The organism is Lactobacillus agrestimuris (assembly GCF_943193025.1).
GTDB lineage: Bacteria > Bacillota > Bacilli > Lactobacillales > Lactobacillaceae > Lactobacillus > Lactobacillus agrestimuris.
The window spans coordinates 38,959-55,870 of sequence record NZ_CALPCQ010000001.1 but is presented as its reverse complement, the minus strand read 5'-3'; the positions used below and the strand labels follow the sequence as shown (position 1 = coordinate 55,870).

Here is a 16,912-nt window from a genome sequence, read left to right as displayed (position 1 = left end):
TATTTTCTAATTATAAACACAAAGCCGCTCTCTTGCAAATCGAGAACGGCTCTTTTTTATAAAATAACTATTGATGATTTTTGATATATTCTACGGCATCACCAACGGTCTTGATCTTTTCAGCTTCTTCGTCTGGAATTTCAGCACTGAATTCATCTTCTAATTGTAAAATAAATTCAACCAAATCAATTGAATCTGCATCTAGATCATCGGTAAAACTTGTATCCTTGGTAATCTTATTTTCATCAATTTCAAAGTTATCAGCAATTAGGCTTCTAATTTTATTAAAAATTTCTTCTTCGGACATAATATCACCCTCTATTTAATCTTTTGAGAATTCTTTTTTAAACTCAGCAACCAAATCCTCATCTAACATTTTATCAATTTGCTTAAGAGTATAGTAGATTGGTCTTTCATTTGAACGGCCGTGAGTTTTAACAACAGGCGAATTAACACCAAGTAATACTGCTCCACCGTGCTTAGCAGTATCGTACTTAGCTCGCAAATCACTAATCGCATTCTTGATCATTAATGCTCCAAGCTTTGTCATTAATCCGTTATTAAGCAGACTATCCTTAAGGGAATGAAGCAAGACGCTAGACATTCCTTCAACACTCTTTAAAGCAATATTACCAGAAAATCCATCAGTTGCAACTACATCGGCCTTGCCGGTCATAATTTCATTTCCTTCAATGTTACCAATGAAGTTTAAGTCACTTTCTTCTAAAAGTTTATAAGCTGCTTGATGAATCTCATCCCCCTTATCATCTTCTGCACCATTGTTTAATAATGCAACGCGGGGATTCTTGACATCACGAATTTTTTCGGCATAAAAGCTAGCCATTTGAGCCCATTTTAAAATATATTCAGGCTTTGATTTGACATTGGCACCAACGTCAATAATGTTAAATCCACTATCATTATTTTGTGCTGGCAAAGTTGGCATTAAACCAGGACGGTTGATTCCTTTAATTCTGCCAATGATAAAAATACCACATGCGAGAAGTGCACCAGTATTACCAAGTGAGAATAGGGCATCTGCCTTTCCTTCTTTAACATAGTTAGCAGCAACAACCATTGATGAATCTTTTTTACTTCTGATCGCCTTTACGGGTTCATCTTCATCATTAATAACCTCTGTTGTTGGGACTACTTCAAATTGATCAGTAATTTGATCAGCTGGTAAAAATTCACGAATTTTTTCTTTATCACCAAACAAAATAAATTTAGTATTTGGAAGTTCATTTTTTGCTCTTAAAATACCGTCAATGATTGCTTTAGGGGCATTTTCACCGCCCATTGCATCAATTGCAATTCTCTTCATTATCATGGACCCTTTCTATACTCTATTTTGTTCTAATTTTTTATATTCTATTATCTGATTTAAAGCTAAATTGTCAACATTACTTAAATGTGGGTCTTCAGCTACTAATTCCTTAGCGACTTTTTGGGCTTCTACTAAGATATTGTAATTATTTACAACATTTCCAACTCTAAATTCGGGAAGACCAGATTGTGCCTTACCGAATAAGTCTCCTTCTCCTCGCATTTTCAAATCTTCTTGAGCGAGTTTGAAACCATCGGTTGTTTCGGAAATAATCTTCATTCTAGCCTTACCAGAATCTGTTTTAGGATCAGCAATGAACATACAGTAACTTTGAGTTTGACCACGTCCAATTCTACCCCTAAGCTGATGAAGTTGACTCAAGCCAAATCGATCTGCATTATAAATAATCATCATATTGGCATTAGGCACATCAACCCCAACTTCTATAACACTGGTTGTAACTAAAATATTGATTTTACCGGCCGCAAATTCTTCCATTATTTCATCTTTTTGTTGACCTGGCATTTGACCATGTAATAGAACAACATTTTTATCTGGAAAATCATGAGAAAGCTTCTGATGAAGCTCCTCTGCATTCTTTAAATCAAGTGATTCTGATTCAGTAATAAGTGGTGTAACAGCATAAATTTGGAAACCTTGGTCAAGCTGCTGATGCATTCTTTGATAGACTTCATCCATCTGACTGCTAGTCTTCCAACCTGAAATAATTGGCTTTCTACCCGATGGCAATGTATGAATTTCAGAAATTGACATATCTCCATACACCGTTAAAGCCAAAGTTCTCGGGATCGGTGTAGCAGTCATTGCTAAGATGTCAGGATTTTCACCTTTATTAATTAAAGCCTGTCTTTGACCAACCCCGAAGCGGTGCTGTTCATCAATTATTACTAAGCCGAGATTTTTGAAAATCACATTATCCTGAATTAAAGCATGCGTACCAATCACTACATTGATAGTACCATCTGTTATTTCACGATAAATCTCTCTTCGTTCTAAAGTCTTGGTATTTCCAGTTAAAAGAGCGACACGTACGCCCAATGGACGGAGAATTTCATCAATTTTCTTAAAGTGCTGAGTGGCTAAAATTTCAGTTGGTACCATTAGTGTTGCTTGAAAACCAGCAGTGACTGCAGCAAAAATTGCATAAACTGCAACAATTGTCTTACCAGAACCAACATCCCCCTGCAAAAGTCTCCGCATTTGCCTATCAGAATGCATATCAGCGAAAATTTCATTAACTACATGCTTTTGGTCGTCCGACAATTCAAATGGCAGAGACTGGGTTAAAGTAGCTATTTCATTCAAGTCATATTCTTTACTTTTCCCCTGGCTATTTTCAGCCTGTCTACTAGATAAAAGTGCCAATTGAGTTTCAAATATAAAAAATTCCCTAAAAATTGCACTTCTTTTTGCAAGTTTTGCCTCATTACCATTTTTAGGATGGTGCATCTTTTGAATTATCTCTTGATCTGACATTAAACGATACTTATTCCTAATAGCTTTAGGAACAATATCTTCTACCTGATCTAAAGCTGTTTCGATTGCCAAATTAATTAGACTAACTAGCTTTTTTTGACGTACATGCTTATTAACTGGATAAATTGGCGCCATTCCACTATCATTTTCTTTTGCCGCAACAAATTTAAATGCAGATAAACTTTGCTTAACCACATTATACTTTCCATAAACTGCAACTTCTTTACCAACCTCAATTTGACTTCGAAGCCATGGTTGGTTAAAAAAATTGACCATGATTACATCATGGTCAATTCTTAATTTAAAGCTTAAACGGCTCTTTTTATAGCCAAAACGGCTAACAAAAGCTTCCGTAGCAACAATACCCTTTAACATTACTTTTTGACCGTCCATGATTTGATCAAGTGGCAATGTTTGTAAGTCATCATATCTAAACGGAAAGTAAAATAGTAGGTCATAGATACTATAGATACCCAAGCTTCCGAGATCTGCTGCAGTTTTTGTTCCAACACCTTTTAAATCAGTGACTGGCGCAAACAATGCATTATTTTTCATAATTACTCAACAGACACTAAGAAATGGTAAACTGGTTGACCACCATCATGAACTTCAAATTCTAAGTCATCATGCTTATCTTCCAATTTAGCGACAATTTCGTTTGCTTGTGATTCATTTGCATCACTACCATACATGATTGTGATAATTTCAGAATCGTCATCAAGCATCTTTTCAATCATTTCAACAGTAGCTGAAACAAGATCTGGATTATCTACCTTGATACTACCGTCAATAATGCCCAAGTAATCATCCTTATGTACTTCAACATCATCAATCTTAGTATCACGGTTTGCTTGAGTAACTTCACCTGAAACTACTGTATCAAGATCTTCGGTCATTGCTTCAACGTTTTCTTCAACACTTGCATCTGGATCAAATGAAAGCATTGCAGTTAAACCTTGTGAAATTGTTTTTGTAGGAACAATACCCACTGGAATATCGCTAACTTCGGCAGCCTGCTTAGCAGCCATAATGATATTACCGTTGTTTGGCAAAATAATAGCTTGCTTAGCACCAGATTTCTTAATTGCATCAACAATATCAGCAGTTGAAGGATTCATAGTTTGACCACCAGAAATAATTCTGTTTACGCCTTCGCTTTCAAACAATTGTCTAATACCATTACCTGAAGCAACTGCAATAACAGCAAAATCAACGGCTTCTTGACTGTCTTCTTCATTATTAACGATAGTTTCGTGTTGAATACGCATGTTATCAATCTTGATCTTACCAAGTTGACCAAATTGACTACCATACTTAAACACTTCACCTGGATGTTCAGTATGAACGTGAACCTTAGCTACTTCACCATCTGATACAGCAAGAAGTGAATCGCCAATTTCTGATAAATGTTTTCTAAATTCATCTAAATCAAATGGCTTCTTATTTGGAACATCTGCTTCAAGATCAACCATGATTTCAGTACAGTAACCATTAGCAATATCTTGAGTAGCAAGTTGACCTTGAACTGATTGATGGTGAGTTGCATTGATCATCTCATCCATTTCAGTTTTATCTGGTTGATATTGATCTGCGAAGTTTTCTCCAAGAATTCCTTCTAAGAAACCTTCATAGATGAATAAAAGACCCTGACCACCTGAGTCAACTACACCTACTTGCTTCAACACTGGAAGTAAATCTGGAGTTGTCTTCAAAGCCTTCTTAGCACCTTCAACAATGGCCTTCATTACTTCTTCAACATCATCAGTATCATTAGCCTTTTCTGCACCTTCTTGAGCTGCAACACGAGCAACAGTTAAGATTGTACCTTCAACGGGCTTAAGAACAGCCTTATAAGCTGTAGCAACTCCATTTGTAAAAGCATTGGCTAATTCTTGAGCATTAATTGTATTCATGCCTTGAGTAGCTTTATAAAAGCCTCTAAACAACTGTGATGTAATAACACCACTATTGCCACGAGCTCCCATAAGCATACCCTTAGCCAAGCTTTCAGTTAAATCAGCAACGCTTGAACTTGGATTCTCTGAAACGGCTTTAGCACCGCTTTCGATTGTCAAATTCATGTTTGTACCAGTATCACCATCAGGAACTGGGAAAACATTTAATGAGTCTACAAATTCGGCATTCTTTCCCATTCTATGAGTAGCTACACGAACCATATCTCTAAATTGATTACTATCTATTTCTTTTAAAACCAAACCTAAAACCTCCGCTTGCGTTACTCGTCAAGTACCTTAACGCTTTGAATAATAACATTAACGGCTTTGGTATCAATGCCAAGTTGATTCTTTAAATTATATTTAACACTATCTTGAACGTTTCGACTTACTTCTGAAATCTTCAATCCGTAACCAACAATAATGTAAACATCAACCGTAATTTCATTATTTTCTGACTTGACAACAACACCGCGCTTATAATTGGCCCGATTAAGAATTCCATCAAAGCCATCACGAATAGCATTCTTAGATGCCATTCCTACAACGCCATAATTAGACGTAGCTGCACTACCAACAACAGTTGCAATTACTCCGTTTGAAATATCAATCAAACCATCTTTTGTCTTGATCTTAACAGCCATGTTTCTCCTCCGTCTTTTATTGTTCTCAATATACGTAGTCTATTTTATCATAGTAATGACTAATCGGGTATTAAAACCAATTTATTAAAAAATACTTTTCAGGTTGAATTGAATTCCAACTTATGCTATCTTATTTAAGTATGACAATGATATAAAGGAGGTTTAGCAAATGGCAAAAGATTTTGTGACAGGTAAGAAGACTACTTTTGGTAACAAGCGTTCACACTCAAAGCGTTCAGCTCGTCGTGCGTGGAAGCCAAACCTTCAAAGAGTTCGTATTCTTGTTGATGGTAAACCAAAGCGCGTTTGGGTATCTACTAAGACTTTGAAGTCTGGTAAAGTTACTCGTGCGTAATGCAATTGAAACTTATTAAGTTTTAATAAGTTTTCTTTTTATTTGAATTCAGATAAAAATGATTGTACGCCAGTACATCAAAAAAACCGCTTAGCAATTTTTGCTAAGCGGTTTTATTTTTACAATTTATCTATCAATATTGTGTCTTTCATCATCGTCAGGAATTTCATCAGCCATTCTTTCATCAAGTGGAGTAAAGGCATATGAATTAATTAGTTCGCCTAACTTAGTTGGTAAGCCCAAATCCTGGAAAACTACACTTCTTGAAGCCTCATCAACGGCCGCTACTTCCTTCTTTTTTTTGCGATCAAAAATATGAACTCTATTTTTATGTTGATAAGCTTCTTCATTTTTCTTTGCACGATCTAAACGTGCTTCATAACGATCATTGTCTGCTTCTGCAACTTGCTTTTCAAAATCTGTGTATTTCATAAGACTTTCCTCCTATACTTTTACCTTTATTTTACTATTAAAAATTATTTTATGTTATAAAAACGATCAATATCTTTAGAAAATATAACCGCTATCATTCCCTTGCTTATGGCAATTTCAACATAATCTTTTTCAGGTAAAAACTCATTCGAAGCAAAGGTTTTTGGGTAATCATTTGAAAAATCCTTTAAGTCATATTTTGCTAAGGAAATATTTAAGTTTTTTATTGGACCTAAAGTATAAATTCCAAAATAAGGATAATTTATACTTTTTTTAATTTTATGAATACCAGATTTATAAAAATAAATTTGATTTTGCTTATCAACTATACTTATTTTTTCCGCAAACTTTCTAACATCTTCATTTGTTATCATGAATAAATTAGTTAAAAAGTGGTCAATTCTTCCGCCCGTTGCTCCATAAATAATTAATTGATTAATTTTATAATCCTTAAAAGCTATTCTTATCATTAGTTCTGAATCGGTTAGATCCTTGACTGGATTTGAATAACGGATATCAGCCACTTGGCTTTCTATTTGATTTAATTCCTTTTTCTTTAATGAATCAAAATCACCAATTGCTAAATCAGGAATTATTCCTAATTCAGTTAGCAAAAAACTGCCGCGATCCACGCCAATTATTAAATCACCGGATCTTTTTGCAGCAGTTAAAGTTTCTTTTATATCTTGAGGCCACTCACTTTTTGGTCCCCCTAAAAGGGCATATGCTTTCATTTGATTACTTCGCTTAATTCATTAATCTGTCCTGAAATACTACCATTCTTAAAGATGTAAGAACCTGAAACAAAAATCTCTGCCCCTGCTTCTTTCGCTATTGCAGCAGTTTTATTATCAATACCGCCATCAACTTCAATCGGAACCTTAGGATTTAAATTATCTAGAATTTCTCTTGCATGCTTAATTTTATCAGCCGAATTCTCAATAAAGCTTTGTCCGCCAAAACCTGGATAAACAGTCATTATTAAAAGTTGATCTATCTTTACAGCGTATTTGTTAAGAACATCAACTGAAGTATCTGGATTTAAAACCAAAGCAACTTTCAAGCCATTAGAATGGATATAATCAATCCAGTACTCAAGATCCTCTTCGCTCATTGCTTCATAATGGAGTTCGATTGAATCAGCACCTGCCTTAACAAATTCTGGAACCAGAGTTTTAGGTTGATTACTCATCAAATGGATTTCTGCATCAATCATTGGAAACTCTCTCTTAAAGTCTTTAACTAATTCTGGACCAAAAGAAAGATTTGGAACAAAATGTCCATCCATAATATCGATGTGGAAACGAGTAATTCCAGCATCAACAGCTTTACTTATTTTTTCTTTTAAATTTAAATTATCAGCATTTAAAATTGACGGTGCAATTAACATTCTTTTTTCCTTACTTCAAATATTCTGGCATTCTGCCTTCACTAATTTCAGTTCTCATTGATAAGTAGTCATCATAACGACTTTGAAGAATAATTCCTTCTTCAAGTAGCCTCTTAACTTCACAACCTGGTTCTTTAATATGTTGACAACCACGGAACTTACACTTGCTACTTGCTTTCTTAAATTCAACAAAGTAATTACATAGTTCATTTACTTTAATTGGTGTAAAATCAATCGATGAAAATCCTGGCGTATCAGCCAAGAAACCTTCTCCAACCTTGAATAATTGAACTTGACGCGTAGTATGCTTACCACGATTTAAAACAACTGAGATCTTTCCAGTTGCCTGATTAGCATCCTTTTTGATTTTATTTAATAATGTTGACTTACCAGCACCAGATTGGCCGGCCATTGTCCAAATTTGATTTTCTTTGATCAAATTTGGAATAGATTCAACAAGCTCATCACTATTATCATAAACTGCATAACCAATTTTCTGATAATATGCAAGTTCTTCTTTAATCTTGCTCAATTTAGAACTATTTTCAAGCATATCAGCTTTAGATAAGTAGATTGTTACATCTACTTTTTTCCAAGAAAAGAAAGTTAAAAATCGATCTAACAATTGAACAGAAAAATCCGGTTGAACTGCAGAAATAACAAGTAAAACATGATTTACATTTGCGACTGCAGGCCGGCCAATTAGATTTAATCTTGGCAAAATTTTCACCAAATAGCTAGTTCCTTTATCATCAACCTGAATTTCAACATGATCTCCAACAGTAGGTTTTTCTTTCTTTTGACGAAAAACTCCTCTTGCTCTTGTTCTTACAACTCCATCAGCTGTTTGAACATCATAATAACCGGCTATTAAGCCAATTACAGTACCTTCAGCTTTCTTTATCATTTTGTCACCTTCTCATCCAAAATGGTTTGACCATCACGAACAACTCTCAGTCTTCCGCTTCTATCTCTTAATGAAAACGGAATTGAGAAGCTCATATCACGTTTTATATATAGATCACGATAAATATTTCCTAATGAGTGATCATCATCTTCAATGTAAATTTGAACGTGATTTCCTTTATTATCATCACTTGAACTATCTTTACCATTATCGGTCTTTTCATCATCAGATTCTTGACCAACGTAATTTACTGTAAACGTCTTTGTGACATTATCAGATTTCGTATCCTCCTTTGGCCCTTTGGACACAACAATTGAAATTGTTGATCCTTTTTCAACTTTACTACCTGCCTTTGGATTCATAGAAATGATGGCATCTTTATCGACATCATCAGAATATTCTTGATTAATTTGAAGAGTTAAGCCATTATCCTTTGCATACTTTTGGGCTTCATCAAGTGACATATTCTTTAAGTCCTTAAGCTTTACCATGTCTTTTTTAGGTTTTGGAATTCTTCCTTCAGATACAACTAAAGTAATCGTAGTTTGCTTAGGTTTTACTTCCACTCCCGGCGCAACGCTTTGAGAAATTACATGATTCTTTGGAACCTCAGCAGAATATTGGTTTGTTCTAACTACGTCGAAACCTAACCTTTCAAGCTTTTTGGTAGCAACCTCATATTGCTCATGTTCAACATCTGGTACTTTTGTCATACCGGCACCACTTGAAACGACAAGATCAATTGCTTTTCCTTTATTTACCGAATCTCCTGGATCCGGCTTAGTTTCAATGACCCTTCCAGCTTCAATTCCATCGGAGTGTTTTCGAGTCACATTACCGATCTCCAAGCCAGCATTTTCCAATTTTCTTTTGGCTTTACCTTCAGCAAGGTTAGTAACATCGGGCACCCGAATTTTGCCTCTATCTTCTTTCCCACTCAAGGCAAAAATCATAATAAAAATAATTATAAGGGCTGCTGCACCAACAAAGATAAACCACCATTTATGGTTAACAATAGTTCCCCAAAAGTTATTTTTAGACTTTTTTGGTGTTTTTTGATTATCCGACTGCTCAGATTCATCTACTTTAGAATTCGGTTCAGTTTTCTCTTTTTCTGTTTCAAGTCCAGGCAAAATTATAGTTTTATCATCGTTTAAACCATGACTTGGGATAAAAACAGGTTCGTCACGTCGACTAAAGTCTAGACTAGTATCTAAATCTGCCTTCATTTCTTGAGCCGAAGCATATCTATCTCTTGGATCTTTAGCAGTTGCTTTTAAAACGACGTTTTCTAAGGCCTGTGGAACTTCAGGATCTTTCTTTCGAATTGATGGAATCTCCTCTTGCGCATGTTTTAATGCAATTGCCACAGGTGTATCACCATTAAAAGGTACGTTACCTGTTATTAGTTCATATAAAATAATTCCGAGAGAATAAATATCTGATTGCTTAGTAACTAAGCCGCCACGAGTTTGCTCAGGAGACATATAATGAACTGACCCCATTACAGAATTGGTCTGTGTAATTGAACTTTGATTTAAAGCTACTGCAATCCCAAAATCGGCAATTTTAACATTACCGCGACGATCCATCAAAATATTTTGTGGCTTTAAATCTCTGTGAATCACATTATGTTGGTGAGCTAATGCAACCGCACTTAGAATCTGATCCATAATTCTAATCACTTCGTGCAAATCTAGAGGTGAATTTTCACGAATATAGTCTTTTAAATCAGGACCACTTACATACTCCATAACCATGTATGGAAGGCCATTATCAGTTCCAACATCAAGAACAGATACAATATTTGGATGGCTTAATTCACTAGTAGCTTGCGCCTCACGTTGAAACCTTGCTTCAATTTGAGGTTCTTTTTTTAAGTCCATTCTTAGAACTTTAACTGCAACTTTTCTTTGAAGAATAATGTCTTCAGCCAAATAAACATTGGCCATTCCACCTTCACCTAAAGTATCAAGGATTCGGTATCGTTCACCAAGCAAATAACCCTTATTGATCATTTGCCTTCATCCTCCTTGTTCCAAATTAAGCATACGGTAATATTATCCCCACCACCTAAACGATTGGCTTCGTTAATTAACTTATTACACTTATCTTTTAACGATAAATCCTTCGTTGCTAAAATTTGTTGAATTTGTGGATCACTCAATGAATTGGTTAAACCATCTGTACAAAGTAAAATAATGTCATTTGGATGTAAGGCAACAACCTTATATTCAGGATCGATTGTGCTCGAGACACCCAAAGCTTGAGTAATAATATTTTTTTGTGGGTGGTGCTTAGCTTGTTCCTTTGTTATTTGTCCCATTCTTACTAATTCATTAACCAAAGAATGATCTTCAGTTAATTGGACAAACTTCCCCTCAGTATAACTGTATGCACGAGAATCACCTAAATGAGCAACTAAAGCTTCATTTTCAAAAGTAAAAGCAAGCACAATAGTAGTTCCCATACCATTTAAATCTTGAAAACGATCGGCTGTCTTTAAAATTACTTCATTCTCTGTGCTTAACTGTACAGCAAGCCATTTTTGAGCAATTTTTTCATCAGTAAAATCTGTCGTTGAAAAATTATGTCCTAAATGACTAACAGCCATTGTGGAAGCAACATCACCACCTTGGTGGCCACCCATACCATCACAGACGATAGCAAGTGTAATATCACTTTTATTTTTAAAAACTCTTACAAAATCTTGATTACTTTTTCGTATTCTTCCAATACTAGAAGCGTATGCTGTTTCAATCAAAAGCCTAACCTCGTAATCTAAATTTGGCTATAAAAAAGCCATCACTACCATAACTATCTGGCAAAATCTTTAACATTCCATTTTTCGATTCAATTTTATCTAATTTGAATGGTACTAATTCAAAATCTGAATGATCCTGCAAAAATTTCTTTACAACATCTTCATCTTCTTCATGTGAAATAGTACAAGTTGAGTAAACTAACTCCCCATTTTTCTCTAGTAATTGACTTACTTGATTCAAAATAGACAATTGAACTCTTTGTAAATTTAATAAATCTACCTTACTTTTAGTATAACGAATTTCGGGTTTTCTTCTTAATAGGCCCAAACCAGAACATGGTGCATCTACCAACATTTTAGCAAATTGTCGATCAGAAAAGTATTCATTCGCCTTCCTTGCATCAATTCCAACAGTCTTAACTCGGTCGCTAACACCCATTCTTTGAGCATTTTTTCTAACTAATCTTAATTTCTTATCGTGAATATCTAAAGCAGTAACCGTTCCGTCAGTTAAATGTTCTGCAATCTGAACGGTTTTTCCACCTGGAGCACTACATGCATCAAGTACTTGTTCATGACCAGTAAAGTCAAAAGCATCAACTACTAAACTTGCTGCTTCATCTTGGATAGTTACTTTACCATCTTCAAATAACTTACTGGTTGCAATTCCACCATGGTTCAAAATATAGTTGTGATCACTTAAATCTGATTCCTTAGGATCAAATCCGTCTCTGCTTAATTTTTGCAATATTGCATTTCTATTAGAAAGTCCAGACAATCGAATACTATTTTCAGCTGGTTTATTCAAACTAACTAGGATACTCTCAGTTCTTTTTTCTCCCCAGTTATCAATAAAATATTTAACAAGCCACTCAGGAATACTTTCTTTAACACTTAAATATTTTATAGTATTCGTCTTTTCAGGTAGAATCTGACCTCTTCGAATAAGAGATCGTAAAATTCCATTTACAATTTTATAGCCAGAAGAATGGTGTCTACCAAATTGTTTTGCCAACTTGTTAGCTTCATCTAATACTGCTCGATTAGGTATTTTATCTAAGAAAAATATTTGGTAAGCCGACATTAATAAAAGTGGCTTCAAATATTTTTCACTTAACTTAGTCTTAATTAAATCCTTTAATTGATAATCTAAGAAAATCTTATATTGAATTGTTCCATAAACTAATCTTGTTGTTAATTTTTGATCAGTAACTGATAACTTAGAATTACGTAAACTATTATTTAAACTAATATTTGAATAAGATCCATCTTGAAGAACTCTAATTAGAGTTTCAAGCGCAATTGAACGTGCGGTTTTACTCGTCGACAATTTTTTCTCCTACTGTATATTTACTTGCTTGTCCGTTTAAGAAGTTCTTAACTGGCATTCTTTTTTTACCTGCTGGTTGAAGTTCCAATAAATTCAAAACCGTTCCATCAGCAAAGGCAATGGCAAATCTATCCTTATTTTCAACTAAACTCCCGACAGTAAGATCTGTTTTATCAGCAGCAACTTCTGCTTTCCAAACCTTTAACCTTTGACCATTAACCATCATGTAAGCACCTGGATCTGGATTTAATCCACGAATTAAATTATTAGCTTGAGCTGCAGTCATTGAGGTTGAGATCTTTTCTTGATCTTTACTGATATTTGGTGAGAAAACAACTTTACTTTCATCTTGAGCGACTTTTTCGACGCTACCATCAGCAATCTTAGGTAAAGTTTCAAGCAGTAAATCACGACCAATGTATGAAAGCTTTTCAAACAAACTACCAGCAGTATCATCTTTTTCGATATCAATTGCCTTTTGTGCATACATATCACCGGCATCCATTTTCTTTACCATTTCCATGATAGTTACACCAGTTTGTTTATCACCATTAATAAGTGAATATTGAATTGGCGCACCTCCACGATACTTAGGAAGAAGTGATCCATGGACATTAACTGCGGCAATCTTAACCGAATTTAAAAACTTAGTTGGCAAAAATTGACCATAGGCTGCAGTCACAATAAAATCAGCATTCATGGCCATCAATTTATTCAATTCTTCAGAACCAGATAACTTTACTGGTTGATAAACTGGAATCCCTAATTCTTCAGCTGCTATTTTAGCAGGTGTTTTAGTGATTTTTTGCTTTCGTCCGACCTTTTTATCGGGCTGGGTAACAACAGCCTTAACGTCGTATCCCTTTTCAACTAAGCCTTTTAATACTGGAACTGAAAATTCTGGTGTTCCCATAAAAATAATTGAATTCATAAACATTGCTCCCTACATTATTCTCTCAGGTTCATTATCAATATAAACATTTAAACCGTACTTTTTAATTTCTTGTGCTGAATCTTGTATTTGATGTAGTAATTCAAATAGATTTTCTTCTTTTTTATATTTTACCAGGATTTGGTAATAATATTGATTCTTTAAACGAGAAATTGCACTTGGAGTTGGTCCTAGAATTATTGTATCAGAATGTAAATTTCTTGTGAGTTTTCGTTTAATTTTAAATGCTTCTTTAGCTGCATTTTGTTCATTTTTTGAAGCGATTGAAATTAATACAGTATAAAAATATGGCGGATAATTTCCTGCATGACGCATCCGCATCTCATAACGGTAGAATTTTTCATAATCTTGTGATTTAGAAAGTTGAATTGCATAATGTTCCGGATTATAAGTTTGAATAACTACTTCTCCTGCCTTTTCGGCTCTCCCAGCACGTCCTGCAACCTGTGTTAATAGATCGAAGGTTCGTTCTGAGGCATTATAATCTGGCATCCATAAACCGGTATCTGCATTGATTACTCCAACTAGAGTAACATTTGGGAAATCGAGTCCTTTGGCAATCATTTGAGTTCCAAGAAGAATATCGGCTTCATGCTTGCCAAAGGAATCTAAGATTTTTTTATAGCTACCTTTACGACGAGTTGTATCAACATCCATTCGCAAAATCTTAGCTCCAGGTAATAACTCTTCAAGTTCTTCTTGAACTTTTTGAGTTCCCGAACCTAAAAAACGAATTTTTGAGCTTTGACAATTTGGACATTTATTTGGAATTTCAACACTATACCCACAATAATGGCACTGCATTAAGCTTGTATCTTTATGCATCGTTAATGATAAATCACAGTTAGGACATTTCATAACATAACCGCATTCGCGGCAAAGCATAAAATTAGCAAATCCTCGCCGATTTAACATTAGAATTACTTGTTCTTTTCGTTCAAGTCGTCCCTTAATAGCATCAACTAAATCAGTTGACAGATCAAATTGCCCTCCAGCAAATCTTACATGTTTTAAATCAACTAAGTTTACTGATGGCAACCGTTTGTTATTGGCTCTTTTTGTTAACTCCAATAACGTATAAACGCCCTTTTGTGCACGAGCTCGACTTCCTAATGATGGCGTTGCACTCCCCAATACAAGTGGACAATTATTGTAATTGCTGCGCCAAATTGCAACATCCCTTGCGTGGTAACGAGGATTATCTTCTTGTTTATAACTAGTTTCATGCTCTTCGTCAATTACAATTAGGCCAATATTTTTTAATGGAGCAAAAACGGCACTTCTAGCTCCAACAATTACTCTAACTTCACCTCGACGAATCTTTCTCCATTCATCATAAGATTCTCCATCTGAAAGTCCACTATGTAAAACAGCAACTCCATCACCAAATCTAGCCTTTACCTGTCTTACCATTTGAGGTGTTAAAGAAATTTCTGGAACTAGCATCAAGGCATTCCTACCTTGCTCAAGGGTTTCACTAATTGCATTTAAATATACTTCTGTTTTTCCACTACCAGTAATTCCTTCAAGCAAGTACGTTTTAGCTTCCATATTTTTAATAGAAGCAGAAATTTTTTCTAAAGCATTTTTTTGATCTTCATTAAGAATTACCCTTTTATCTTCTAAATCTTCGTCATAACCCGTTAAAGGATCACGATAAACTTCAACCTGGTCCTTAACTAACCAGTCCTTTTTCACAGCATTAGTTAAATCACTGGTTTTTAGTTCAAGTTCAGCTTCGAGATCACTTTGCCTTTTAGGATAATTATCAAAATCATCAATAATATCAGAGATTAATATTCTTTGTTTAGCAGCATTTTGCCTTAAGCTATTAAAAATCTTCTGATACTCATCTTTTTCAAAATTTAAGCGATAAAGATTTTCCGTCTTCTTTTTTGCCTTATTTTCAACGATATATTCAATTTTGGCATCGCTATTTTTAACGAGTTTTTGAGCCAAAGCAATTTGACTTAAGTCAGTAAGTTTATTTAAGTCAACTGGATCACCCTGAAAAAGTGGCAACTTTTGAGCATTTTCAGAAATCGGAGTAAGAATTTTGCGATAATTTGCTCTCATTACTCGTGGAAGCATTGTTTTTAAGATCGAAATTCGATAAGAAAATATTCGATTTGCAAGATCAGCCGAAAGTTTAACCAATTCAGGTGTTAAAGGTGGCATTTCATCAACTACTACAAGTAAATCCTTTAATTTGCCATTATATTGACTATCATTATCATCTGTCAGCCCAACTACAAAACCTTGAACTTTTCTTGGGCCGAAAGGAACAAAAACTCTTGACCCCACTTCAACATTTTTTAATTGGTCCGGCACATGATAATCAAAAATGCGATCCGTTTGTTTAGCAGCAACATCTACAATAACTTGAGCTATCATTTAATCACCCTGCAAAAAATGACCTCCACCCAGTGATGAAGGTCATTAAAATTAATAATCTTTTAAATTAACTTCTTGATGCGCTGGATCAACTGTTACCTTTCCAGCTGCAATTTCTTCAAGAGCTTTTCCAACATATTTATCACAAATAAATTTATCTAGTGTTGGTTGCATACCTGCTTCAAGTTCATGTGCTCTTTTAGCAGCTAAAACAGATAATGAATAACGTGAATCAACACGTGAAAGTAATTTATCAATTGATGGATATGTAATTCTCATTTTAGTCCTCCTTGACCATTTTACGGTAATCATCAATAACTCGCTTAACACTAACGTGTTCTGCATCAACAATTGCTTTAATATGATCAACCGCATTAGCAACAGTATCATTTACAACTGCGTAATCGTAATCTTGCATCACTAAAATTTCTTTGCGTGCTTGCTTAATGCGGCCTCTAATTACATCTTCGGTTTCAGTACCACGATTCTCAAGACGTAAGTGTAATGTATGTAAATCTGGTGGAGTTAAAAAGATAAATACTCCATCAGGCATCTTTTCGCGTACCTTTTGTGCTCCATTAACATCTATTTCTAGCAAAACATCTTTGCCTTCCTTAAGCATTCGCCTAACAGGTGCTACAGGAGTACCATAGTAATTTCCAACATATTCATTATATTCCAAAAGCTCCCCTTGGTTAATAGCTTCTTGGAATCGCTTCTGACTTACGAAGAAGTAATCCACTCCATCAACCTCTCCTGGACGAGGTTTACGCGTTGTCATAGAAACTGAATATTCAAATGGAAAAACTTTATTTTCAACAATTGCACTTTTAACTGTTCCTTTACCAACACCTGAGGGACCAGAAAACACAAGTAATAAACCTTTATCTGCCATTGCCGAACTCTCCTAGAATTAACTAATATATCTAGTTTGCACTAAAAACACTCCTTTTTCAAGTATTGAG

General features: G+C 34.8%; 17 protein-coding genes. 1 reads left to right on the top strand and 16 read right to left on the bottom strand.

What is annotated here, in order from left to right; translation table 11 throughout:
• Positions 1-67: 67 nt before the first annotated feature.
• Genes acpP through NFR82_RS00270 form a run of 5 tightly spaced genes read right to left on the bottom strand, consistent with a single transcriptional unit; the run spans position 68 to position 5,423 of the window.
• Positions 68-307, bottom strand: a complete 240-nt coding sequence (acpP, locus tag NFR82_RS00290; protein ID WP_251716149.1) for an acyl carrier protein — start codon at positions 305-307, stop codon at positions 68-70.
• 15 nt (positions 308-322) lie between these two features.
• Entirely contained in the window at positions 323-1,324 is a 1,002-nt protein-coding gene (plsX, locus tag NFR82_RS00285) for a phosphate acyltransferase PlsX (protein WP_251716148.1), read from the bottom strand.
• 15 nt (positions 1,325-1,339) lie between these two features.
• Positions 1,340-3,379, bottom strand: a complete 2,040-nt coding sequence (gene recG / locus NFR82_RS00280) for an ATP-dependent DNA helicase RecG (RefSeq protein WP_251716147.1) — start codon at positions 3,377-3,379, stop codon at positions 1,340-1,342.
• 2 nt (positions 3,380-3,381) lie between these two features.
• Positions 3,382-5,040 carry a DAK2 domain-containing protein gene (locus NFR82_RS00275; protein ID WP_251716146.1) on the bottom strand — a complete coding sequence of 553 codons (1,659 nt, stop codon included), beginning with the start codon at positions 5,038-5,040 and terminating at the stop codon, positions 3,382-3,384.
• Between the two features lie 20 nt (positions 5,041-5,060).
• Positions 5,061-5,423 (bottom strand): Asp23/Gls24 family envelope stress response protein, encoded by a 363-nt coding sequence (locus tag NFR82_RS00270; protein WP_251716145.1) that lies wholly within the window; start codon positions 5,421-5,423, stop codon positions 5,061-5,063.
• A 169-nt stretch (positions 5,424-5,592) separates the two neighbouring features.
• On the opposite strand from NFR82_RS00270, the gene rpmB reads away from it, so the two are divergent.
• On the top strand, positions 5,593-5,778 hold the full coding sequence (rpmB, locus tag NFR82_RS00265) for a 50S ribosomal protein L28 (protein ID WP_006351512.1): 186 nt from the start codon (positions 5,593-5,595) through the stop codon (positions 5,776-5,778).
• Positions 5,779-5,904: 126 nt separating this feature from the next.
• On the opposite strand, the gene NFR82_RS00260 is transcribed toward rpmB, so the two are convergent.
• The 11 genes from NFR82_RS00260 to gmk are packed head-to-tail and all read right to left on the bottom strand — an operon-like array spanning position 5,905 to position 16,842.
• Positions 5,905-6,210, bottom strand: a complete 306-nt coding sequence (locus NFR82_RS00260) for a hypothetical protein (protein WP_251716144.1) — start codon at positions 6,208-6,210, stop codon at positions 5,905-5,907.
• Positions 6,211-6,254: 44 nt separating this feature from the next.
• A complete protein-coding gene (locus NFR82_RS00255; RefSeq protein WP_251716143.1) occupies positions 6,255-6,944 on the bottom strand; it encodes a thiamine diphosphokinase in 690 nt (229 codons plus the stop codon).
• Positions 6,941-7,600, bottom strand: a complete 660-nt coding sequence (gene rpe / locus NFR82_RS00250) for a ribulose-phosphate 3-epimerase (RefSeq protein WP_251716142.1) — start codon at positions 7,598-7,600, stop codon at positions 6,941-6,943. The genes NFR82_RS00255 and rpe overlap by 4 nt, the downstream gene beginning before the upstream one ends.
• Positions 7,601-7,610: 10 nt before the next feature.
• A complete protein-coding gene (gene rsgA / locus NFR82_RS00245; protein ID WP_251716213.1) occupies positions 7,611-8,504 on the bottom strand; it encodes a ribosome small subunit-dependent GTPase A in 894 nt (297 codons plus the stop codon).
• Positions 8,504-10,525 (bottom strand): Stk1 family PASTA domain-containing Ser/Thr kinase, encoded by a 2,022-nt coding sequence (gene pknB / locus NFR82_RS00240; protein WP_251716141.1) that lies wholly within the window; start codon positions 10,523-10,525, stop codon positions 8,504-8,506. Before pknB ends, rsgA begins: the two co-directional genes overlap by 1 nt.
• The gene (locus NFR82_RS00235) at positions 10,522-11,271 is read right to left on the bottom strand and encodes a Stp1/IreP family PP2C-type Ser/Thr phosphatase (RefSeq protein ID WP_251716140.1); all 750 of its coding nucleotides are present in this window, start codon (positions 11,269-11,271) and stop codon (positions 10,522-10,524) included. The genes pknB and NFR82_RS00235 overlap by 4 nt, the downstream gene beginning before the upstream one ends.
• A gap of 4 nt (positions 11,272-11,275) precedes the next feature.
• Positions 11,276-12,601 carry a 16S rRNA (cytosine(967)-C(5))-methyltransferase RsmB gene (rsmB, locus tag NFR82_RS00230; protein ID WP_251716139.1) on the bottom strand — a complete coding sequence of 442 codons (1,326 nt, stop codon included), beginning with the start codon at positions 12,599-12,601 and terminating at the stop codon, positions 11,276-11,278.
• Positions 12,588-13,532 carry a methionyl-tRNA formyltransferase gene (fmt, locus tag NFR82_RS00225; RefSeq protein WP_251716138.1) on the bottom strand — a complete coding sequence of 315 codons (945 nt, stop codon included), beginning with the start codon at positions 13,530-13,532 and terminating at the stop codon, positions 12,588-12,590. Before fmt ends, rsmB begins: the two co-directional genes overlap by 14 nt.
• Positions 13,533-13,544: 12 nt before the next feature.
• Positions 13,545-15,947, bottom strand: a complete 2,403-nt coding sequence (gene priA, locus NFR82_RS00220) for a primosomal protein N' (RefSeq protein WP_251716137.1) — start codon at positions 15,945-15,947, stop codon at positions 13,545-13,547.
• Between the two features lie 51 nt (positions 15,948-15,998).
• Entirely contained in the window at positions 15,999-16,226 is a 228-nt protein-coding gene (gene rpoZ / locus NFR82_RS00215) for a DNA-directed RNA polymerase subunit omega (protein WP_251716136.1), read from the bottom strand.
• Between the two features lies 1 nt (position 16,227).
• The gene (gmk, locus tag NFR82_RS00210; protein WP_251716135.1) at positions 16,228-16,842 is read right to left on the bottom strand and encodes a guanylate kinase; all 615 of its coding nucleotides are present in this window, start codon (positions 16,840-16,842) and stop codon (positions 16,228-16,230) included.
• Positions 16,843-16,912: the final 70 nt, after the last annotated feature.

Bases quoted from the DNA above. Each gene is read 5' to 3' on its own strand.
- acpP (WP_251716149.1), bottom strand. From the start codon at position 307: ATGTCCGAAGAAGAAATTTTTAATAAAATTAGAAGCCTAATTGCTGAT.
- plsX (WP_251716148.1), bottom strand. From the start codon at position 1,324: ATGAAGAGAATTGCAATTGATGCAATGGGCGGTGAAAATGCCCCTAAA.
- recG (WP_251716147.1), bottom strand. From the start codon at position 3,379: ATGAAAAATAATGCATTGTTTGCGCCAGTCACTGATTTAAAAGGTGTT.
- NFR82_RS00270 (WP_251716145.1), bottom strand. From the start codon at position 5,423: ATGGCTGTTAAGATCAAGACAAAAGATGGTTTGATTGATATTTCAAAC.
- rpmB (WP_006351512.1), top strand. From the start codon at position 5,593: ATGGCAAAAGATTTTGTGACAGGTAAGAAGACTACTTTTGGTAACAAG.
- NFR82_RS00260 (WP_251716144.1), bottom strand. From the start codon at position 6,210: ATGAAATACACAGATTTTGAAAAGCAAGTTGCAGAAGCAGACAATGAT.
- NFR82_RS00255 (WP_251716143.1), bottom strand. From the start codon at position 6,944: ATGAAAGCATATGCCCTTTTAGGGGGACCAAAAAGTGAGTGGCCTCAA.
- rpe (WP_251716142.1), bottom strand. From the start codon at position 7,600: ATGTTAATTGCACCGTCAATTTTAAATGCTGATAATTTAAATTTAAAA.
- pknB (WP_251716141.1), bottom strand. From the start codon at position 10,525: ATGATCAATAAGGGTTATTTGCTTGGTGAACGATACCGAATCCTTGAT.
- fmt (WP_251716138.1), bottom strand. From the start codon at position 13,532: ATGAATTCAATTATTTTTATGGGAACACCAGAATTTTCAGTTCCAGTA.
- priA (WP_251716137.1), bottom strand. From the start codon at position 15,947: ATGATAGCTCAAGTTATTGTAGATGTTGCTGCTAAACAAACGGATCGC.
- rpoZ (WP_251716136.1), bottom strand. From the start codon at position 16,226: ATGAGAATTACATATCCATCAATTGATAAATTACTTTCACGTGTTGAT.
- gmk (WP_251716135.1), bottom strand. From the start codon at position 16,842: ATGGCAGATAAAGGTTTATTACTTGTGTTTTCTGGTCCCTCAGGTGTT.